This is a genomic window from Saccharothrix deserti (assembly GCF_009769385.1).
In the GTDB taxonomy this organism is placed as follows: Bacteria; Actinomycetota; Actinomycetes; order Mycobacteriales; family Pseudonocardiaceae; genus Actinosynnema; species Actinosynnema deserti.
This window is the reverse complement of sequence record NZ_ML775963.1, coordinates 173084-187968: the sequence shown is the minus strand read 5'-3', so window position 1 is coordinate 187968 and position 14885 is coordinate 173084. Positions and strand designations below refer to the sequence as shown.

Sequence of the window (14885 nt, the reverse complement as noted above, 5' to 3'; positions counted from 1 at the left end):
AGAGGGATCAGTCGCGTTTGCCCACGTGCAGCAGGATGAGTCCGAGGGCGGCGATCACGAAGTTCTGGAACGCGGCCGACAGCCCGTTCCAGTCCTTCGACTGCCACATGACGAACCACTCACCGCCGATCGCGATGAACCCGCCCCCGAACAGCAGCACCTGCATCACCCAGCCCGTGGACGACAGCCGCCGCGCGGTCTCCTCGCGGCGCCGCAGCCAGGCCACCAGCCCGGCCAGCATCACCAGCGCGGTGACCGCCTCCCACAGGATGATCAGCACGTACGCGATGGTCACGACCGTCGGGCTGGTGATCGCGCGCCAGGCCGTGTTGGGCGACCCGAACGTGGTGTCCATCGCGAACACGTGCTGGACGAACGCGTGGTTGGTCTCGTAGTCGGTGATGTTCCCGAACACCACGAGACCCATGTAGAGCGCGGTGATCCCGGTCAGCGCCGTGATCGCCGCCTGCGGGCTCCCCACCCGGGCAAGTGAACGCATGATCTGTAGAACCTAGTCACGATCCACCGGAAGTCCACGAGGGGAAATCACATGACTGGCATTTCGCCAACCCGGCACCGGGCCTGAACCTGACCTGGGTGCGCACGCCGAGCCGCAGGTCAGCGGCGGTGACGGTGCTCGTGCCCGCGCACGACGAAACCGCCACGGCGGCCCAAGTGGACGCGAGCGGCTGTGTGCGGTCCGGACCGCACGGGGGTTCGGGGTGACGTCGTCGGCGCCGCACCCGAGGCTCCCGATCAGGGGCAAGGCGGCTCGTAGTCCAGCTGCGGCAGGTGTTCGCGCCACCGCTCCTCCGGCAGCACGCCCTTGGTCGTGGTGCAGATCCGCTCGATGACGTGATCGAGGTCGAGGTCCCACAGCCGCACCGTGTTGTCGGAGCTGGTCGACGCCAACAGCCGGCCGTCCGGGCCGAACGAGATGTCCCGCAGCCCGCCGTCGTGCCCGGTCAACGCCTCCCCGAGCGGGACGGGGCGGTTGAGGTCGTGCACGTCCCACAGGCGGATGGTGCTGTCCTCGCCGCCGCTGGCCAGCGTCCTGCCGTCCGGGCTGAACGCCACCGTCACCGCGCTCTCGACGTGTCCGGTGAGCGGTGCGCCGATGGGCTTGACCCGGTTCGGCGTGGTCAGGTCCCACAGCCGGACCGTCCGGTCGTCGGAGGCGGTGGCCAGGGTGCGGCCGTCGGGGCTGATGTCGCCCGACCGGACCGCCGCGGTGTGCCCCTCCAACGGCTGCCCGAGCGGCCGGGCGGCGGCCGGGTCGGTGACGTCCCACAGCCGCACGGTCTTGTCCGCGCTGGCCGTGATCAGCGTCTTGCCGTCCGGGGTGAACCCGACGAAGTGCACGTACCCGGTGTGCCCGACGAGCGCGCCCCCGAGCGGCGTGGGGTTCTCGCGGTCGCTGATGTCCCACAGCTGCACGGACTTGTCGTCGTAGCCGGTGACCAGCACCTTGCCGTCGGGCCGGAACGCCTCCGGCGAGCTGTACCGGGTGCCCAGCTCGATCGGCTTCCCCAGCGGCTTGGGGTTGCCGGGGTCGGCGAAGTCCCACAGCCGCACCATCTTGTCGCTCACGCTGGCCAGCGTGCGGCCGTCGTCGCTCAGCGCGAGCGACCACACGCCCGCGCCGTGGTCGAGCACGGCGGTCGACTTCGGTCTGTTCGGGTCGCTGGTGTCCCACACCCGGATCGACCGGTCCTCGCTCGCCGACACCACCCACCGGTTGTCGGGCGTGAAGCGGGGGCCGATGGTGCGTGCCGAGTGCCCGACGAGCAGCCCGTGCGGCAGCGACCACAGCCGCACCACGGAATCGTGGCTGCCGGTGACCAGGGAGGAGCCGTCGGGGCTGAACGCCACCGCGTACACGATGCCGTTGCGCCCGGCCAACGGGTGGCCGAGCGGCAGGGGGTGCGCCGGGTCGGTGAGGTTCCACAGCCGGGCGGTGCCGTCCGCGCTGCCCGACACGAGCACCCGGCCGTCCGGGCTGAACGCCACCGACCACACGCCCTCGGTGTGGTCGTTCATCGGGCGGCCGAGCGGTTGCGGCGCGGCCGGGTCCGACATGGCGAACAGCCGCACGGTGTGGTCCTCGCTGCCGGCGGCCAGCACCTTGTCGTCCGGGCTGAACGCCAGCGAGCGCACCGTGCCGTCGAACCCGGTGATCGGCTCGCCCAGCGGCTTGGGGTTGCGCCGGTCCCGCACGTCGAACACCACCACGGTCCGGTCGTCACCGCCGGTGGCGAGCAGCGTGCCGTCGTGGTTGAACGCCACCGACCGCACCTGCCCGTTGTGCAGGCCGAGCGGGGCGCCCAGCGGCTGCGGCGCGGTCGGGTCGGTCACGTCCCACAGCCGTGCCGTGTGGTCGGCGTTGGCGGTGGCCAGCGTCTTGGAGTCCGGGGTGAACGCGAGCAGGTAGATCGTGCCGTTGCCGCCGTCCAGGGGCTCGCCGAGCGCACGCGTGCGTTCCGGGTCGCTGACGTCCCACAGCCGCACGGTCCGGTCGTCGCCCGCCGTGGCCAGCGTCCTGCCGTCCGGGCTGAACACCGCCGACGACACCCAGCCGGCGTGGCCCGTCAACGGCGAGCCGAGCGGCTTGGGGTTGCCCTGGTCGCTCAGGTCCCACAGCCGCACGGTGTTGTCGTAGCTCGCGGTGGCCAGGATCTTGCCGTTCGGGGAGAACGAGGTCAGGTACACCGGCCCGGTGTGCCCGATCAGCGGTATCGCCAACGGCGAGGCCTGCGTGGACAGCAGCCTGGTCCGCACGTCGCGGTCCTCGGGGCGCATCCGGTGCGCGACCAGCGCCAGCTGCGCGGACAGCGACGGGTCGGAGTCCTGCAACCGGTCCGCCTCCGCCACGACCTGCCGGAACACCGCGTCGTCGCGTTGCCGCACGGCCACCACCGCGGCGGTGGCGGCGATCAGCGCGAGCACGACCACGCACGCCACAGCCGCACGTCTGCCCCAGGCGGCGCGCCTGCGGTACTGCATCGACACGGCGAGGAAGTCCTGGGCGGTGCCGGTCAGACCCTGGCGGCCGGCCGCGTCCGCCCAGTGCCGCGCGGTCTCCAGCCGGGCGCCCCGGTAGAGCAGGGACGAGTCGCGGTCCTGACCGGCCCACGTCGCCGCGTCCTCTTCCAGCCGCTGCCGCAGCAGCTGGCCTTCCCGGTCCTGGTCGATCCAGCTGCGCAGCCGCGGCCACGCCTGGAGCAGCGCCTCGTGCGTGATCTCCACCGAACCCGCGTCGAGCGTCACCAGCCGGGCCCGCGCCAGCACCTCCAGCGCCTCCTCGCCCGCGGCCCGGTTCGCGGCCTGATCGACCAGCTCGTTCCTGGTCGAGCGGCGACGCGTGTCCTGGGTGTCCTCGCCGACGCGCACCAGGCGCAGCAGCAACGGGCGCGCGGCCTGCTGGGCGTCCGGCGCGAGATCGGCCCACGCCCGTTCGGCCGTGGCCGCGATCGCGCCCTGGATACCGCCCGCCGAGCGGTAGCCCGCGATGGTCAACTTGCCCGCCTGGCGGCGTTGCCAGGTCGCCAGCAGGGCGTGCGAGAGCAGCGGCAACGCGCCCGCGTCGTACGCGCCCTGACCGGCCCTGGCCTGCGCCCGACCGCTGCGCACGCCCAGGTCGCGCAGCATCAGTTCGATCAGGCCCGGCTCCAGTTGCAGGCCCGCCGCCTTCGCCGGCCGCGACACCGCCTCCCGCAACTCGGCCGACGTCATCGGCCCCAGCACCATCTGCCGGTCCTGCAGCGCGTCGGCCAGCTCCGGGAACGCCAGGCAGCGGCCGTAGAAGTCGGCCCGCACGCCCACCAGCACCAACGCGGGCGCGGTGCCGCCCGGGACCGCCGGTGTGCACGCCACGTGCAGCGCCTGCACGAACACCTGCGCCCGGCTCTCGTCCGAGGACAGCGTGAACGCCTCCTCGAACTGGTCCACCACGACCACCACCCGGTCGCCGCCGTGCCGCTCGGCGTACGCCGCGAACGCCGCCCGGATCTGCGCGGCGAACCGCAGCACGCCCATCAGCGTCTGCCCCAGGAACGTCTCAGGACCGTGCCCGGAGGCCGTCAGGTCTTGGTCCATCCCGTCCAGGGTGAGCGCCATGTCCAGGATGTCGGCTAATTCCGGGATTTGCCGGACCAATTCCTTCACCGGATCCGCGCCCGGCGTGATGACCACCGAAGGCCAATTCGTCGAACCGGCCACCGTCAACGCGCCGTCGCGAATGGACGGAATGACGCCCGCGCGCACCAATGACGATTTACCGGCGCCCGAGGCGCCGACCAGCATGACGATTCCGCCGGTTTCCGCGGCACTGCCCAAACGGGACACCAGGGCGGCGGTGCTGCGTTCCCGGCCGAAGAACCAACTGGAATCCTCCGGCTGGAACGCGGCCAGTCCCCGGTACGGGCACACGCCGATCTCGTCCGAGCTCGGCGGCTCCTCGTCCTCCGGCGACGACGCCGGGCTCGCCAGCGCCTCCTCCCACAGCGCCCGCCACGCGTCCAGGTCGTACAACCCGGCCGCCGGCGGCTGCGGACGTGCCTTGCGCGCCTCGCCGATGAGGACCTCGAGGACTACCGAGAGTGCCGAGAACCGGGCCGGCACGTTGCGCCCGCGACGCCAGTCGCTGACCCGCTGCGCGGTCGCGCGCACCGGCCGACCCCGCTCGTCGGTGCGCCGGGCGCGGCTGACCGACTCGGTCACCCGTTTCAGCGGTGGGTCGCCCGCCTCCGCGTAGAGCAGCGCGAACCGCTCCGCGAACACGGCACGGGGACCAGACCCGTGACCGGAACCAGCCATCCGCGGCGTGCCTCCTAGAGATCCGGTTTCCGGACCGGAAAACCGGATGTGAGCGCGTGAACAGGTCGTTTGCCGACCGGTGAAGCTCTGTTAAGTCCACCCTAACGACTTGCGCTGCCAAGCTGCCCAGGACGTTCCGGTGACGTCGTCAAGTTGTGCGAAGGGACCGGTCAAAGTGGTTTCGCAGGCAACTACCGCGAGTGGCAGCGAGTTCGTCGCTGAGGAGTCCTGGGGGTCTTCTCAGCGGTGCGCACCGAACCGACCCGGTCGGTGGAACGGTGCGGCGACCTGCCATGCCGGCCGGGGTTGACGGCCGGCGGGCCGGCCTGATGCCGGTCACGGCCCGTGAGGACCGGGACGTCCCCGGTGAAGCACGGGTCTGCCCGATCGTGCGGACCGTGCTCGACGCGCACGACCGCGATCGTGCCGAGGTGGGACTGGACCTGTTGGCCCGGCTCGCCGCTCCACTGGCCGTTCCGGCGCTCGGCTAGGCCGGTGTCCGTCCGAGGGGACCACCCGTCCCCGGGAAGTGCCGCACAGCGCGGTGCGGCGCAACCCGCCGGGCGAAGTTTTCCTCCATGTCGCATTTCCGCCGGCCATCGGCTGGACCTTTGACCGATGCTGGTGCGGTGCACGAAGACGCGGAACGTTGTGTCCGGGCCGTGCGGTCGAAAGACGCCCGGTTCGACGGGTGGTTCTTCACCGCCGTCCTGACCACCCGGATCTATTGCCGGCCGAGTTGTCCGGTCGCGCCGCCCAAGGTCGAGAACATGCGGTTCTACCCGAGTGCGGCGGCGGCGCAACAAGCCGGATTCCGGGCGTGCAAGAGATGTCGTCCCGACGCTTCACCCGGATCGCCGTTGTGGAATCACCGCGCGGACTCCGTGGCGAAGGCGATGCGGTTGATCGCGGACGGCGTGGTGGACCGCGACGGCGTGCCCGGACTGGCCGCCCGACTCGGGTACAGCGTGCGGCAGGTCGAACGGCTGCTCCTCGCCGAACTCGGCGCGGGACCGTTGGCGTTGGCCAGGGCGCAGCGCGCGCAGACCGCGCGGCTGCTCATCGAGACCACCACGCTGCCGATGGCGGAGGTCGCGTCGGCCGCCGGGTTCGCCAGCGTGCGGGCGTTCAACGAGACCGTGCGCGAGGTGTTCGCGCTGTCGCCGACCGACCTGCGCACCCGGCAGCGCCCGGCGCCGCACACGCCCGGCGTGCTGTCGCTGCGGCTGCCGTTCCGCGCGCCGTTGCGGCCGGACAACCTGTTCGGGCACCTCGCGGCGACCGGTGTGCCGGGGGTGGAGGAGTGGCGTGACGGCGCGTACCGGCGGACCCTGCGGCTGCCGCACGGGCACGCGGTCGTGTCGTTGAGCCCGCAGGCCGATCACGTGGCGTGCAAGCTGGCGTTGAGCGACCTGCGTGACCTGTCGATCGCCATCGCCCGGTGCCGCCGGCTGCTCGACCTCGACGCCGACCCGGTCGCGGTGGACGAGCAGCTGCGGTCGGACCCGCTGCTCGCGCCCGTGGTCGACGCGGGTCCCGGACGGCGCGTGCCCGGCACGGTGGACGCCGCCGAGTTCGCGGTGCGCGCGGTGCTGGGGCAGCAGGTGTCCACGGCCGCCGCCCGCACCCACGCCCGACGGCTGGTGGAGGCGGTCGGCGAGCCGGTCGACGACGCCGGCCTGACCCACCTGTTCCCGACGCCGTCGGCGTTGGCGGCCCTCGACCCGGCTCTGCTCGCGATGCCCGAGTCCCGCAAGATCGCGTTCCGCGCGTTGGTGGAGGCGCTGGCCGACGGGTCGCTCGACCTCGGTGTCGGCGCGGACTGGGAGAAGGCGCGGGCCGACCTGCTGGCGCTGCCGGGGTTCGGGCCGTGGACGGTGGAGGTGATCGCGATGCGGGCGTTGGGCGATCCCGACGCGTTCACCCCCACCGACCTGGGCATCCGGATCGCGGCCCGCGCCCTCGGCCTGCCCGACACGCCCGCCGCCCTCGTGCGGCGGGCCCAGGCGTGGCGCCCGTGGCGGGCGTACGCCGTCCAATACCTCTGGGCCACCGGTGACCACGCGGTCAACCGGCTGCCCGCCTGAAAGGACTGTTTTGTCGATGAGCCACACCACCGTCAGCCACACCACGGTCAGCCACACCACGGTCGACAGCCCCGTCGGACCGCTCACGCTGGTCGCGCACGACGGCGTGCTGTCCGGTCTGTACATGACGGAGCAGCGGCACCGGCCGGCGGCCGAGACGTTCGGCCGCGAGGACCCCTCGCCCTTCGGGGACGTGATCGCGCAGCTGGCGGAGTACTTCGACGGCACGCGGACGACGTTCGACCTGCCGTTGGCCCTGATCGGCACGCCGTTCCAGCGGGCCGTGTGGCGGGAGCTGTGCGAGATCCCGTACGGCGAGACCGTGTCGTACGGGGAGTTGGCCCAGCGGTTGGGCAAGCCGTCGGCCGCGCGGGCGGTCGGGCTGGCGAACGGCCGCAACCCGATCGGGATCATCGTGCCGTGCCACCGGGTGGTGGGGTCGACCGGTGACCTGACCGGGTACGGCGGTGGGCTGGCGCGCAAGCGGCACCTGCTCGACTTCGAGCGGGGCTCACACGCCGACCGGCTGCCGCTCGCGCTCTGAGGTGTGGCGGGTGCGGCGCCTCTTCGCGTCGCCCCGCTCCAACCACCACTCGGCGATCAGCAGCGGGATCACCCGACCCGGCCACACGGCCGTGCAACAACGCGACCTCACTGCCGCCGAACGTGGTGCCGTACCGCGGCGTGAGGACGATGTTCCCCGCTGACGGCCCACGCACCAACCGCGCACCGCCCGACTTTTGCAAACGCAACCGCGAGAGTCGAACGCTCAGACCTCGAGAGTCGAACGTCCAGGTGCCCTGAGTTCAACGTTCCGAACGTTGAACTCAGGGCACCTGAACGTAGGACACACCCCGCGCGAACGTAGGACTCTCGGCACTTGGGCGTTCGACTCTCGGGGTCTGGAGGTTCGACTCTCGGAGCCGACAAGTTTTTTTGTCTTGACGAGGGAAGTTGTCGGTGGGATGGTTGTCCCATGCTTGACGTGGCAGTGATCGAGGACCCGGCGACAGCCGAGGTTTCGTTGGACCCGGTGCGGGCGAGGTTGTTGGCCGAGTTGGCCGAGCCGAGCTCGGCGACCATGCTGGCGGCCAAGATCGGGCTGCCCCGGCAGAAGGTCAACTACCACCTGCGCACGCTGGAGCAGCACGGGCTGGTCGAGCTGGCCGAGGAGCGCCGCAAGGGCAACATGACCGAACGCGTCATGCGCGCCACCGCCGCGTCCTACGTCATCTCGCCGACCGCGCTCGCCGCCGTCCAACCGGACCCCGAGCGCGCACCCGACCGCCTGTCGGCCCGCTGGCTCCTCGCCGTCGCCGCACGCCTGGTCCGCGACGTCGGCAACCTCCTCACCGGCGCCTCGAAAGCCGGCAAGAAGGTGGCCACCTTCGCGCTCGACGGCGAGGTCCGCTTCGCCTCCGCGGCCGACCGCGCCGCGTTCGCCGAAGAGCTCGCCACCGCCGTGACGAGCCTGGTCGCCAAGTACCACGACGAATCGGCGGCCGGCGGCCGGGCGCACCGCGTCGTCGTCGCCGTCCACCCCAGCATCCCGAAGGAGTGACGATGGGTCACGCGTTCGAAGGCGTCAACGAGGTCGAGCTGGACGGCGTGACGCCGGAACAGGTCTGGGAGGCCATCGCCACCGGTCCCGGCATCGACTCGTGGTTCATGGGCTCCACCGAGGTCGAGCCCGGCGCGGTCGTGAAGCAGGCCTTCGGCGGCTACCAGCCCGACTACCCGATCACCGCCTGGGAACCCGGCAAGCGCCTGGCCTACGGCGGCGAGAAGGCACCCGACGGCCGGTTCATCGCCTACGAGTTCCTGGTCGAGGGCCGCGACCGGGGCAGCACGGTCCTCCGCATGGTCGCGAGCGGCTTCCTGCCCGGCGACGACTGGGAGGACGAGTTCGAGGCCATGACGGCGGGCGGCGAGATGTTCTGGAACACCCTCGTCACCTACCTCCGCCACTTCGCCGGCCGCACCGCGCGACCGGTCACCGTCTTCGGCCCGCCGATCACCGACTGGCCCGCGATGTGGCCGGAGCTCGGCCGCAAGCTCGGCCTCGACGCCGCACCGAAGACCGGTGACCACGTCACCCTCGACGGCGAGAGCGGCGTCGTCTACTTCGCCAACTCGCAGACCGTCGGCATCCGCACCGAGAACGCGATGTACCGCTTCTTCCAAGGACTTCCCGGCGTCCTGATCGCCATGCACCACGTGTTCACCGACGACCACCGCGACGAGCGGACCTGGTCGACCTGGATGGGAGACCTGTCATGACCACCCTGCACACCAACCGCACGCACACCGACACCACGAAGCTGCTGCTGGGCTGCGGTGTCCTGGCCGGCCCGCTCTACCTGGTCACCGGCTTCGCCCAGGCGTTCACCCGCGAGGGCTTCGACCTGACCCGCCACCCGTTCAGCTTCCTGTCCCTGGGCGAGGGCGGCTGGGTGCAGATCGTGAACTTCGTCCTCAGTGGACTGTTGTTCCTGGCCGCCGCGGTCGGCTTGCACCGCACCGGCAGAGTGGGCAGGTGGGCGCCGATACTGATCGGCGTCTTCGCCGTCGGCATGATCGGCGGCGGCGTGTTCGTGGCCGACCCGGCGTTCGGCTTCCCGGCCGGCGCACCGGAAGGCCAGGCGCCGGTGCTGTCCTGGCACGGCGTGCTGCACGGTGTCGCGTTCTTCCTCTGCTTCCCCGCGCTGGTGGCGTCGTTCTTCGTGCTCGCCCGCAAGTTGACCGGTCCGTGGGCGCGGGCGAGTGCGGTCGCGGGTGTGCTGTCGCTCGTGCCGCTGCCCTTCATGGGCACCGGGTTCGGTGTGGTCCTGCTGTACGGCGCGGCCGTCGTGGCCTGGCTGTGGGCGTCCGTCGTCGCGGCGAAGCTGCGTTCCGAGATCTGAGGGAGTGGAACACCATGGGACAGGTTGTCTCCAAGGACGGCACCGCGATCGCCTACACGCGCATCGGCTCCGGACCGGCGTTGATCATCGTGGACGGCGCGATGTGCTACCGCGCCTTCGGGCCGGCGACGGCCCTGGCCGAAGCGCTGTCCGAGCACTTCACCGTCTACACCTACGACCGGCGCGGCCGGGGTGAGAGCGGCGCAGGCACCCCGTACGACGTCGAACGCGAGGTCGAGGACATCGCCGCGCTGATCGAGGAGGCCGGCGGGTCGGCGCACCTGTTCGGCATGTCCTCCGGCGGCACGCTGGTCGCCGAGGCGGCGCACCGGGGCGTCGACGCCGACCGGATCGCGATCTACGAGTCGCCGATGATCGTCGACGGCACGCACCCCCCGATGGCGCCCGACCTCCCGGAACGGGTGGAGCGCGCGGTCGCGGAGGGACGCCGGGGCGACGCGATCAAGCTGTTCATGCGTTACGTCGGCACGCCCGGCTACTTCATCGTGGTGCTCCAGGTCATGCCGCCGTGGAAGAAGCTGAAGAGCGTCGCGCACACCCTGCCGTACGACTTCTCGCTGACCGGCGAGTTCCAGCACGGCACGAAGCCGCCCGCGGACCGGTGGTCCGGTGCGGACGTGCCCGCGCTGGTGATCGCCGGCGGCAAGAGCCCGGAGTACATGCGCAACGCGCAGCAGTACCTGGCCTCGGCCCTGCCTCAGGCCGAGCTGACCGTGCTCCCCGGCCAGACCCACATGGTCAAGCCCAAGGCGACGGCGCCGGTGCTGGTCGAGTTCTTCAAGCGTTGAGCACGGCGAATGCGGTGGTGGACGGGGAATTCCTCGCCCACCACCGCTGTGTCCGCACCGGACGGTGCACTTGCGAGTGGTTCCCCCGACGAACCACGACGAAGCCCGTCCCTATGGTTTGCGACCCACCGCACCGGCGATGCAGTAGCTCACCGAGTCCAGCTCCTTGAGCCGCGGACCGTCCGGCCACCAGTCCGCGCAGATCGCCAATCCCGGCTCGACCAGCTCCAAGCCGTTGAACAGCTCGTGCAACTCGCCCATCGTGGCGAACTTCCCGCTGCCCATCGGTGAGTGCAGGAACGTGTGCTCCATTCGACGCGCAATTGCCGAGTGCTCCTCGGTTTCCGGGTCGAGGAAGTGCGAGATCGCCACGTACGAACCGGACGGCAGCGCCTCGATGTACTCGGCCATGATCTCGGCCGTCGTCGGCGATTCGCCGTTGTAGTGGTGCAGCGTCCCCAACTGGAACAGCGCCATCGGTTCGTCGAAGTCGATGTGCTTGCGCACGACCTCGTCGTTCAGGATCTCCCGCGGGTTGAAGATGTCGGCCGCCGAGAAGTGCGTCTGGTCGTTCTCCTCCAGCAGCGCCCGGCCGTGTGCCAGTACCACTGGGTCGTTGTCGACGTACACGACTCGTGCATCCGGGTTAATTCGTTGCGCCACCTGGTGGGTGTTCTCCGCGGTGGGCAGCCCGGACCCGCAGTCCAGGAACTGGTTGATACCCGTCTGGCTCGCGACGAATCGGGTGGCCCGGATCAGGAAGCTGCGGTTGTCCACGGCGAGCGTGGCCGCTTCGGGCGCCACCTGCTGAACCCGCCGCAGCACTTCGCGGTCGATCTCGTAGTTGTCCTTGCCGTTGAGGAACGCGTCGTAAACCCTGGCGATGCTGGCCTTTGTGGTGTCGATGTAGACGGGGGCGGCGGCGTCCGAGGACGTACCCGGCATTGTGGTGACCTCGCATTACGGGGGAAGAAGGAGTGGTGTTCTGTGCACCGCGTCACAGTCCGCTTAGCGTAAGGGTATGGGCTCGACGCGTGAGTGAGCTGCGTGCGGCTGACCGGGCAAGATCGTGGGTGTACGTTCAGTGACGATGCGAGTTCGCCCTGGTCAGGCGCAACCGCTGTTCGGGTGGACGGCATGGACGGTGGGGAGGATCGGCGATGGCGACTGGCGGGTCCACGCCGGAGAGGGAGAGCGGTCCCACCGCGTTGCGCATCGTTCTCGGCTCGCAGTTGCGCCGGTTGCGCGAGGCCGCCGAGATCAGCCGCGCGGACGCGGGCTACTCGATCCGGGGCTCGGAGTCGAAGATCAGCCGCATGGAGCTGGGTCGCGTCGGCCTGAAGGAACGCGACGTCCGGGACCTGCTGACGATGTACGGGGTGGACGACGAGGACGCCAGGGAGAAGTTCCTGGAGATGGTCCGCCGGTCGAACTCGCCCGGGTGGTGGAACCGGTACACCGACCTGATGCCGGACTGGTTCCAGGACTACGTCGGCCTGGAGGAGGCGGCGGCCCGGATCCTGATCTACGAGACCCAGTGGGTGCCCGGTCTGCTCCAGACCGAGGAGTACGCGTTGGCGATCGCGAGCCACGGACGGCCGGAGCTGGTGACGCCGGAAGTCAGGCGGCGGGTGTCGTTGCGGATGCAGCGGCAGAAGGTGCTGGCCCGTCCGGGCGCGCCGCGGGTGTGGGCGGTGATGGACGAATCGGTGCTGTTTAGGCCTGTCGGGGGTCGTGAAGTCCTGCGCACCCAGATCGACTACTTGCTCAGCGTCACCAAAAGCGGACCCGTCACTCTTCAGATAGTTCCCTATCCGTTGGGCGGTTACGCAGCGAAAGGTCCATTCACAATGTTGCGGTTCAGCGAGGCCGACCTGCCGGACATCGTGTACCTCGAACACCTGGCCGGCGCGCTCTACCTGGACAAACTCGAAGAACTGGAGATCTACAGCCGGGTTTTCGACCGGCTGACGGTCGACGCCGAGACGCCCGATCGCACCCGACAGATGCTCATGAAACGGCGAGCGGAGCTATAGGTCTCCTCCGTCTGGGGGAGATTCGGCGTCTGCATCTGCACGTGCATTTACCCGTGCACCACCCGGTGCTACGGTCCGTGCACAACCAGATGCACGTGCAGATGCATCACTTGGCTTGGAGGGTGATGTCGATGGCCATCAAGGTCCACAACGGCATGTCAGCAGCCGAGTTGTCCGGCGTCACGTGGCGCAAGAGCGCCCACAGCGACGCGATCGGCAACTGCGTGGAACTCGCCGTCCTCGGTGGCGGGGACATCGCGATGCGCAACTCCCGGTTCCCCGACGGCCCCGCCCTCGTCTACACGCGAGCGGAGATCGCGGCCTTCGTGGCCGGGGCCAGGGACGGGGAGTTCGATGACCTCGTCGACTGACCACCCGTCGCGGACGACTTTCCAGCTGCGCGAGTTGATCGCGCGCGGCTTCCAGTTCCTCCACCCGCGGGACGCCAGGGGAGAGCTGGCCGCGGTGGTAGGGGTACGGGCGCACGACGCCGTCATCGACGTCGTGCGCCTGCACACCGAGGACGACGCGGTCGCGATGCGGATGCCCGCCGACGAGGTGAACGTCCTGTCGCCCAGCCGTTTCTCGTGGCGCCGCCGGGGCCCGGCCACGCACGTGCTCGAAGAACTGCTCGAACTGCCGGACGACGATCGCACGCCCTGAGGACTTCCCGTCCGCGTTCCGCGGTGGCGGACGGGTTGGGGGGCCACGCCCCTCATCGGCGAACCTGACCTGGAGACGCAGCGGGCGTCGGCTCCGCGCCGGTTGTCGACACCACGCTCGGAGCGCAACTCCGTGTTCGTCGCGTTCGGCGCGGAGGTCGAGGTCGGCTTCGGCCTCCGCGTCGGCCACCCCCTCGAATGGCCAGGTGACTGTGGCCCGTTGACTAGGGTCGCCGCAGGCCGCTCAGCACGACGTCCAAGCCCCGGCGGAACTCGATGTCCGCGGTGATCCCCCTTGCCGCGGCGGCGGTTTCGGCCAGCAGCGGGTACTCCTCGCCCATGTCGGACATCGCGTCGGTGCCCAGTCCCGCCAGCGGACCCCGGTGTTCCATCTCGGTCGCGCCGATCAGGTAGCCGAGCAACGTCCGCAGCGCGATCACGCGTTCCTCGCCGGTGAACCCGGCCTTGGTCAGCACCGCCAGCACCGCCTCGGACCAGCGCAGCACGCTCGGGCACCGGTGCCGGTGCGCCATGGTGAGCGGCACCGCGTTGGGGTGCTTGGCGATCGCCGCGCGGACGCGTTCGACCAGGATCGCGATCTGCTTGTCCCACAACGCCCTTGGCGGCTGCACGTCCACTTCGGACAGCATCTGCTCGACCGCCATGGCCTCCAGCTCGTCGCGGTCGGCGACGTACCGGTACAGGGACATGGTGCCCATGCCGAGTTCCGCGGCGACGGCGCGCATGGACAAGCCGGCCAGCCCGTCGCGGTCGAGCACGGCGAGCGTGGCCGCGGCGAGCGCGGGCGTGGTCAGTGACTTCGGGCGTGGCATCGCCTTGACAGCGTACAAGATACGCGCATAACGTGGGTAAGCGTACAGTGAACGCCTACGTCGCGAGGGGGAGAACGTGAAGGTCGGCGCACGTGAATGGGAAGCGGTGTCGGGCGGAACGGTGCGCGTGCCCGACCCGGAACGCCTGGTGCACCTCCAGTTCCGCCGCTTCGCCGGCTGCCCGGTGTGCAACCTGCACCTGCGGTCGATCGTGGAGCGGCGCGACGAGATCGCGGCGCACGGCATCGTCGAGGTGGTGGTGTTCCACTCGTCGCCCGCGGAGTTGCGCCCGCACACCGCCGACTTCCCGTTTGCCGTCATCGGGGACCCGGAGAAGAAGCTGTACGTGGAGTTCGGCGTGGAATCCGCGCCGCGCTCCGTGCTCGACCCGCGTGCGTGGGGTGCGATCGTGCGCGGCCTGGCCCGCGACCTCGGCCCGGTGCTGCGCGGCCGTCGTCCGCTGCCCAAGGTGGAAGGCGGGCGGCTCGGCCTGCCCGCCGACTTCCTCATCGCGCCGAACGGCCTGGTCGTCGCCGAGAAGCGGGGACAACACGCGTACGACCAGTGGTCGGTGGACGAACTGCTCGCTCACGCACAGGCTCTGACCAGCAAAGACTGAGTTGTCCACAGGATTGTCCCCAGTTGTGGACTGATCGAACAGGCGTGGGGGGGGGGGGGGGGGGGGGGCGGGGGGGCGGGGGCCGGGGGGGGGTGGGGGGCGGGGGGGGGGCGGGGGGGCC

15 protein-coding genes are annotated in these 14885 nt (G+C 70.5%); 11 read left to right on the top strand and 4 right to left on the bottom strand.

Annotation, left to right across the window (positions count from 1 at the left end; translation table 11 throughout):
• Positions 1 to 7: 7 nt before the first annotated feature.
• Both FM051_RS09625 and FM051_RS09620 read right to left on the bottom strand, forming a co-directional pair.
• Positions 8 to 499: a DUF2165 domain-containing protein gene (locus FM051_RS09625; RefSeq protein ID WP_158842561.1), complete on the bottom strand. Its 492-nt coding sequence runs from the start codon at positions 497 to 499 to the stop codon at positions 8 to 10.
• A 257-nt stretch (positions 500 to 756) separates the two neighbouring features.
• Positions 757 to 4815 carry an nSTAND1 domain-containing NTPase gene (locus FM051_RS09620; protein WP_158842560.1) on the bottom strand — a complete coding sequence of 1353 codons (4059 nt, stop codon included), beginning with the start codon at positions 4813 to 4815 and terminating at the stop codon, positions 757 to 759.
• A 293-nt stretch (positions 4816 to 5108) separates the two neighbouring features.
• Between FM051_RS09620 and FM051_RS09615 the strand changes: the two genes are divergently transcribed.
• From FM051_RS09615 to FM051_RS09585, 7 genes are all read left to right on the top strand, one after another.
• On the top strand, positions 5109 to 5306 hold the full coding sequence (locus FM051_RS09615; RefSeq protein ID WP_158842559.1) for a hypothetical protein: 198 nt from the start codon (positions 5109 to 5111) through the stop codon (positions 5304 to 5306).
• A gap of 138 nt (positions 5307 to 5444) precedes the next feature.
• Positions 5445 to 6902 carry an AlkA N-terminal domain-containing protein gene (locus FM051_RS09610; RefSeq protein ID WP_158842558.1) on the top strand — a complete coding sequence of 486 codons (1458 nt, stop codon included), beginning with the start codon at positions 5445 to 5447 and terminating at the stop codon, positions 6900 to 6902.
• A 16-nt stretch (positions 6903 to 6918) separates the two neighbouring features.
• Positions 6919 to 7446: a methylated-DNA--[protein]-cysteine S-methyltransferase gene (locus tag FM051_RS09605; protein WP_158842557.1), complete on the top strand. Its 528-nt coding sequence runs from the start codon at positions 6919 to 6921 to the stop codon at positions 7444 to 7446.
• A 432-nt stretch (positions 7447 to 7878) separates the two neighbouring features.
• Positions 7879 to 8463: an ArsR/SmtB family transcription factor gene (locus tag FM051_RS09600; protein ID WP_202918755.1), complete on the top strand. Its 585-nt coding sequence runs from the start codon at positions 7879 to 7881 to the stop codon at positions 8461 to 8463.
• 2 nt (positions 8464 to 8465) lie between these two features.
• Positions 8466 to 9182: an SRPBCC family protein gene (locus tag FM051_RS09595; protein WP_158842556.1), complete on the top strand. Its 717-nt coding sequence runs from the start codon at positions 8466 to 8468 to the stop codon at positions 9180 to 9182.
• Positions 9179 to 9805: a DUF998 domain-containing protein gene (locus tag FM051_RS09590; protein WP_158842555.1), complete on the top strand. Its 627-nt coding sequence runs from the start codon at positions 9179 to 9181 to the stop codon at positions 9803 to 9805. Before FM051_RS09595 ends, FM051_RS09590 begins: the two co-directional genes overlap by 4 nt.
• Before the next feature lie 14 nt (positions 9806 to 9819).
• Positions 9820 to 10614, top strand: coding sequence for an alpha/beta fold hydrolase (locus FM051_RS09585; RefSeq protein ID WP_158842554.1), 795 nt, complete (start codon positions 9820 to 9822; stop codon positions 10612 to 10614).
• A 111-nt stretch (positions 10615 to 10725) separates the two neighbouring features.
• On the opposite strand, the gene FM051_RS09580 is transcribed toward FM051_RS09585, so the two are convergent.
• The gene (locus FM051_RS09580) at positions 10726 to 11559 is read right to left on the bottom strand and encodes an SAM-dependent methyltransferase (protein ID WP_158842553.1); all 834 of its coding nucleotides are present in this window, start codon (positions 11557 to 11559) and stop codon (positions 10726 to 10728) included.
• Between the two features lie 215 nt (positions 11560 to 11774).
• Here FM051_RS09580 and FM051_RS09575 point away from each other — a divergent pair, with 215 nt between their 5' ends.
• The 3 genes from FM051_RS09575 to FM051_RS09565 all read left to right on the top strand — a co-directional run bounded on the left by FM051_RS09575 (position 11775) and on the right by FM051_RS09565 (position 13313).
• Complete coding sequence (locus tag FM051_RS09575) at positions 11775 to 12650, top strand: helix-turn-helix domain-containing protein (RefSeq protein ID WP_158842552.1); 876 nt, start codon at positions 11775 to 11777, stop codon at positions 12648 to 12650.
• 131 nt (positions 12651 to 12781) lie between these two features.
• Entirely contained in the window at positions 12782 to 13021 is a 240-nt protein-coding gene (locus tag FM051_RS09570) for a DUF397 domain-containing protein (protein WP_158842551.1), read from the top strand.
• Positions 13005 to 13313 carry a hypothetical protein gene (locus FM051_RS09565; RefSeq protein WP_158842550.1) on the top strand — a complete coding sequence of 103 codons (309 nt, stop codon included), beginning with the start codon at positions 13005 to 13007 and terminating at the stop codon, positions 13311 to 13313. Before FM051_RS09570 ends, FM051_RS09565 begins: the two co-directional genes overlap by 17 nt.
• Positions 13314 to 13536: 223 nt before the next feature.
• Here FM051_RS09565 and FM051_RS09560 read toward each other — a convergent pair whose 3' ends face one another.
• Positions 13537 to 14145, bottom strand: a complete 609-nt coding sequence (locus FM051_RS09560; protein WP_158842549.1) for a TetR/AcrR family transcriptional regulator C-terminal domain-containing protein — start codon at positions 14143 to 14145, stop codon at positions 13537 to 13539.
• Positions 14146 to 14221: 76 nt separating this feature from the next.
• Here FM051_RS09560 and FM051_RS09555 point away from each other — a divergent pair, with 76 nt between their 5' ends.
• Entirely contained in the window at positions 14222 to 14764 is a 543-nt protein-coding gene (locus FM051_RS09555; protein WP_158842548.1) for a peroxiredoxin-like family protein, read from the top strand.
• Positions 14765 to 14885 lie beyond the last annotated feature (121 nt).

Bases quoted from the DNA above. Each gene is read 5' to 3' on its own strand.
- FM051_RS09625 (WP_158842561.1), bottom strand. From the start codon at position 499: ATGCGTTCACTTGCCCGGGTGGGGAGCCCGCAGGCGGCGATCACGGCG.
- FM051_RS09620 (WP_158842560.1), bottom strand. From the start codon at position 4,815: ATGGCTGGTTCCGGTCACGGGTCTGGTCCCCGTGCCGTGTTCGCGGAG.
- FM051_RS09615 (WP_158842559.1), top strand. From the start codon at position 5,109: ATGCCGGCCGGGGTTGACGGCCGGCGGGCCGGCCTGATGCCGGTCACG.
- FM051_RS09605 (WP_158842557.1), top strand. From the start codon at position 6,919: ATGAGCCACACCACCGTCAGCCACACCACGGTCAGCCACACCACGGTC.
- FM051_RS09600 (WP_202918755.1), top strand. From the start codon at position 7,879: ATGCTTGACGTGGCAGTGATCGAGGACCCGGCGACAGCCGAGGTTTCG.
- FM051_RS09595 (WP_158842556.1), top strand. From the start codon at position 8,466: ATGGGTCACGCGTTCGAAGGCGTCAACGAGGTCGAGCTGGACGGCGTG.
- FM051_RS09590 (WP_158842555.1), top strand. From the start codon at position 9,179: ATGACCACCCTGCACACCAACCGCACGCACACCGACACCACGAAGCTG.
- FM051_RS09585 (WP_158842554.1), top strand. From the start codon at position 9,820: ATGGGACAGGTTGTCTCCAAGGACGGCACCGCGATCGCCTACACGCGC.
- FM051_RS09580 (WP_158842553.1), bottom strand. From the start codon at position 11,559: ATGCCGGGTACGTCCTCGGACGCCGCCGCCCCCGTCTACATCGACACC.
- FM051_RS09575 (WP_158842552.1), top strand. From the start codon at position 11,775: ATGGCGACTGGCGGGTCCACGCCGGAGAGGGAGAGCGGTCCCACCGCG.
- FM051_RS09570 (WP_158842551.1), top strand. From the start codon at position 12,782: ATGGCCATCAAGGTCCACAACGGCATGTCAGCAGCCGAGTTGTCCGGC.
- FM051_RS09565 (WP_158842550.1), top strand. From the start codon at position 13,005: ATGACCTCGTCGACTGACCACCCGTCGCGGACGACTTTCCAGCTGCGC.
- FM051_RS09560 (WP_158842549.1), bottom strand. From the start codon at position 14,145: ATGCCACGCCCGAAGTCACTGACCACGCCCGCGCTCGCCGCGGCCACG.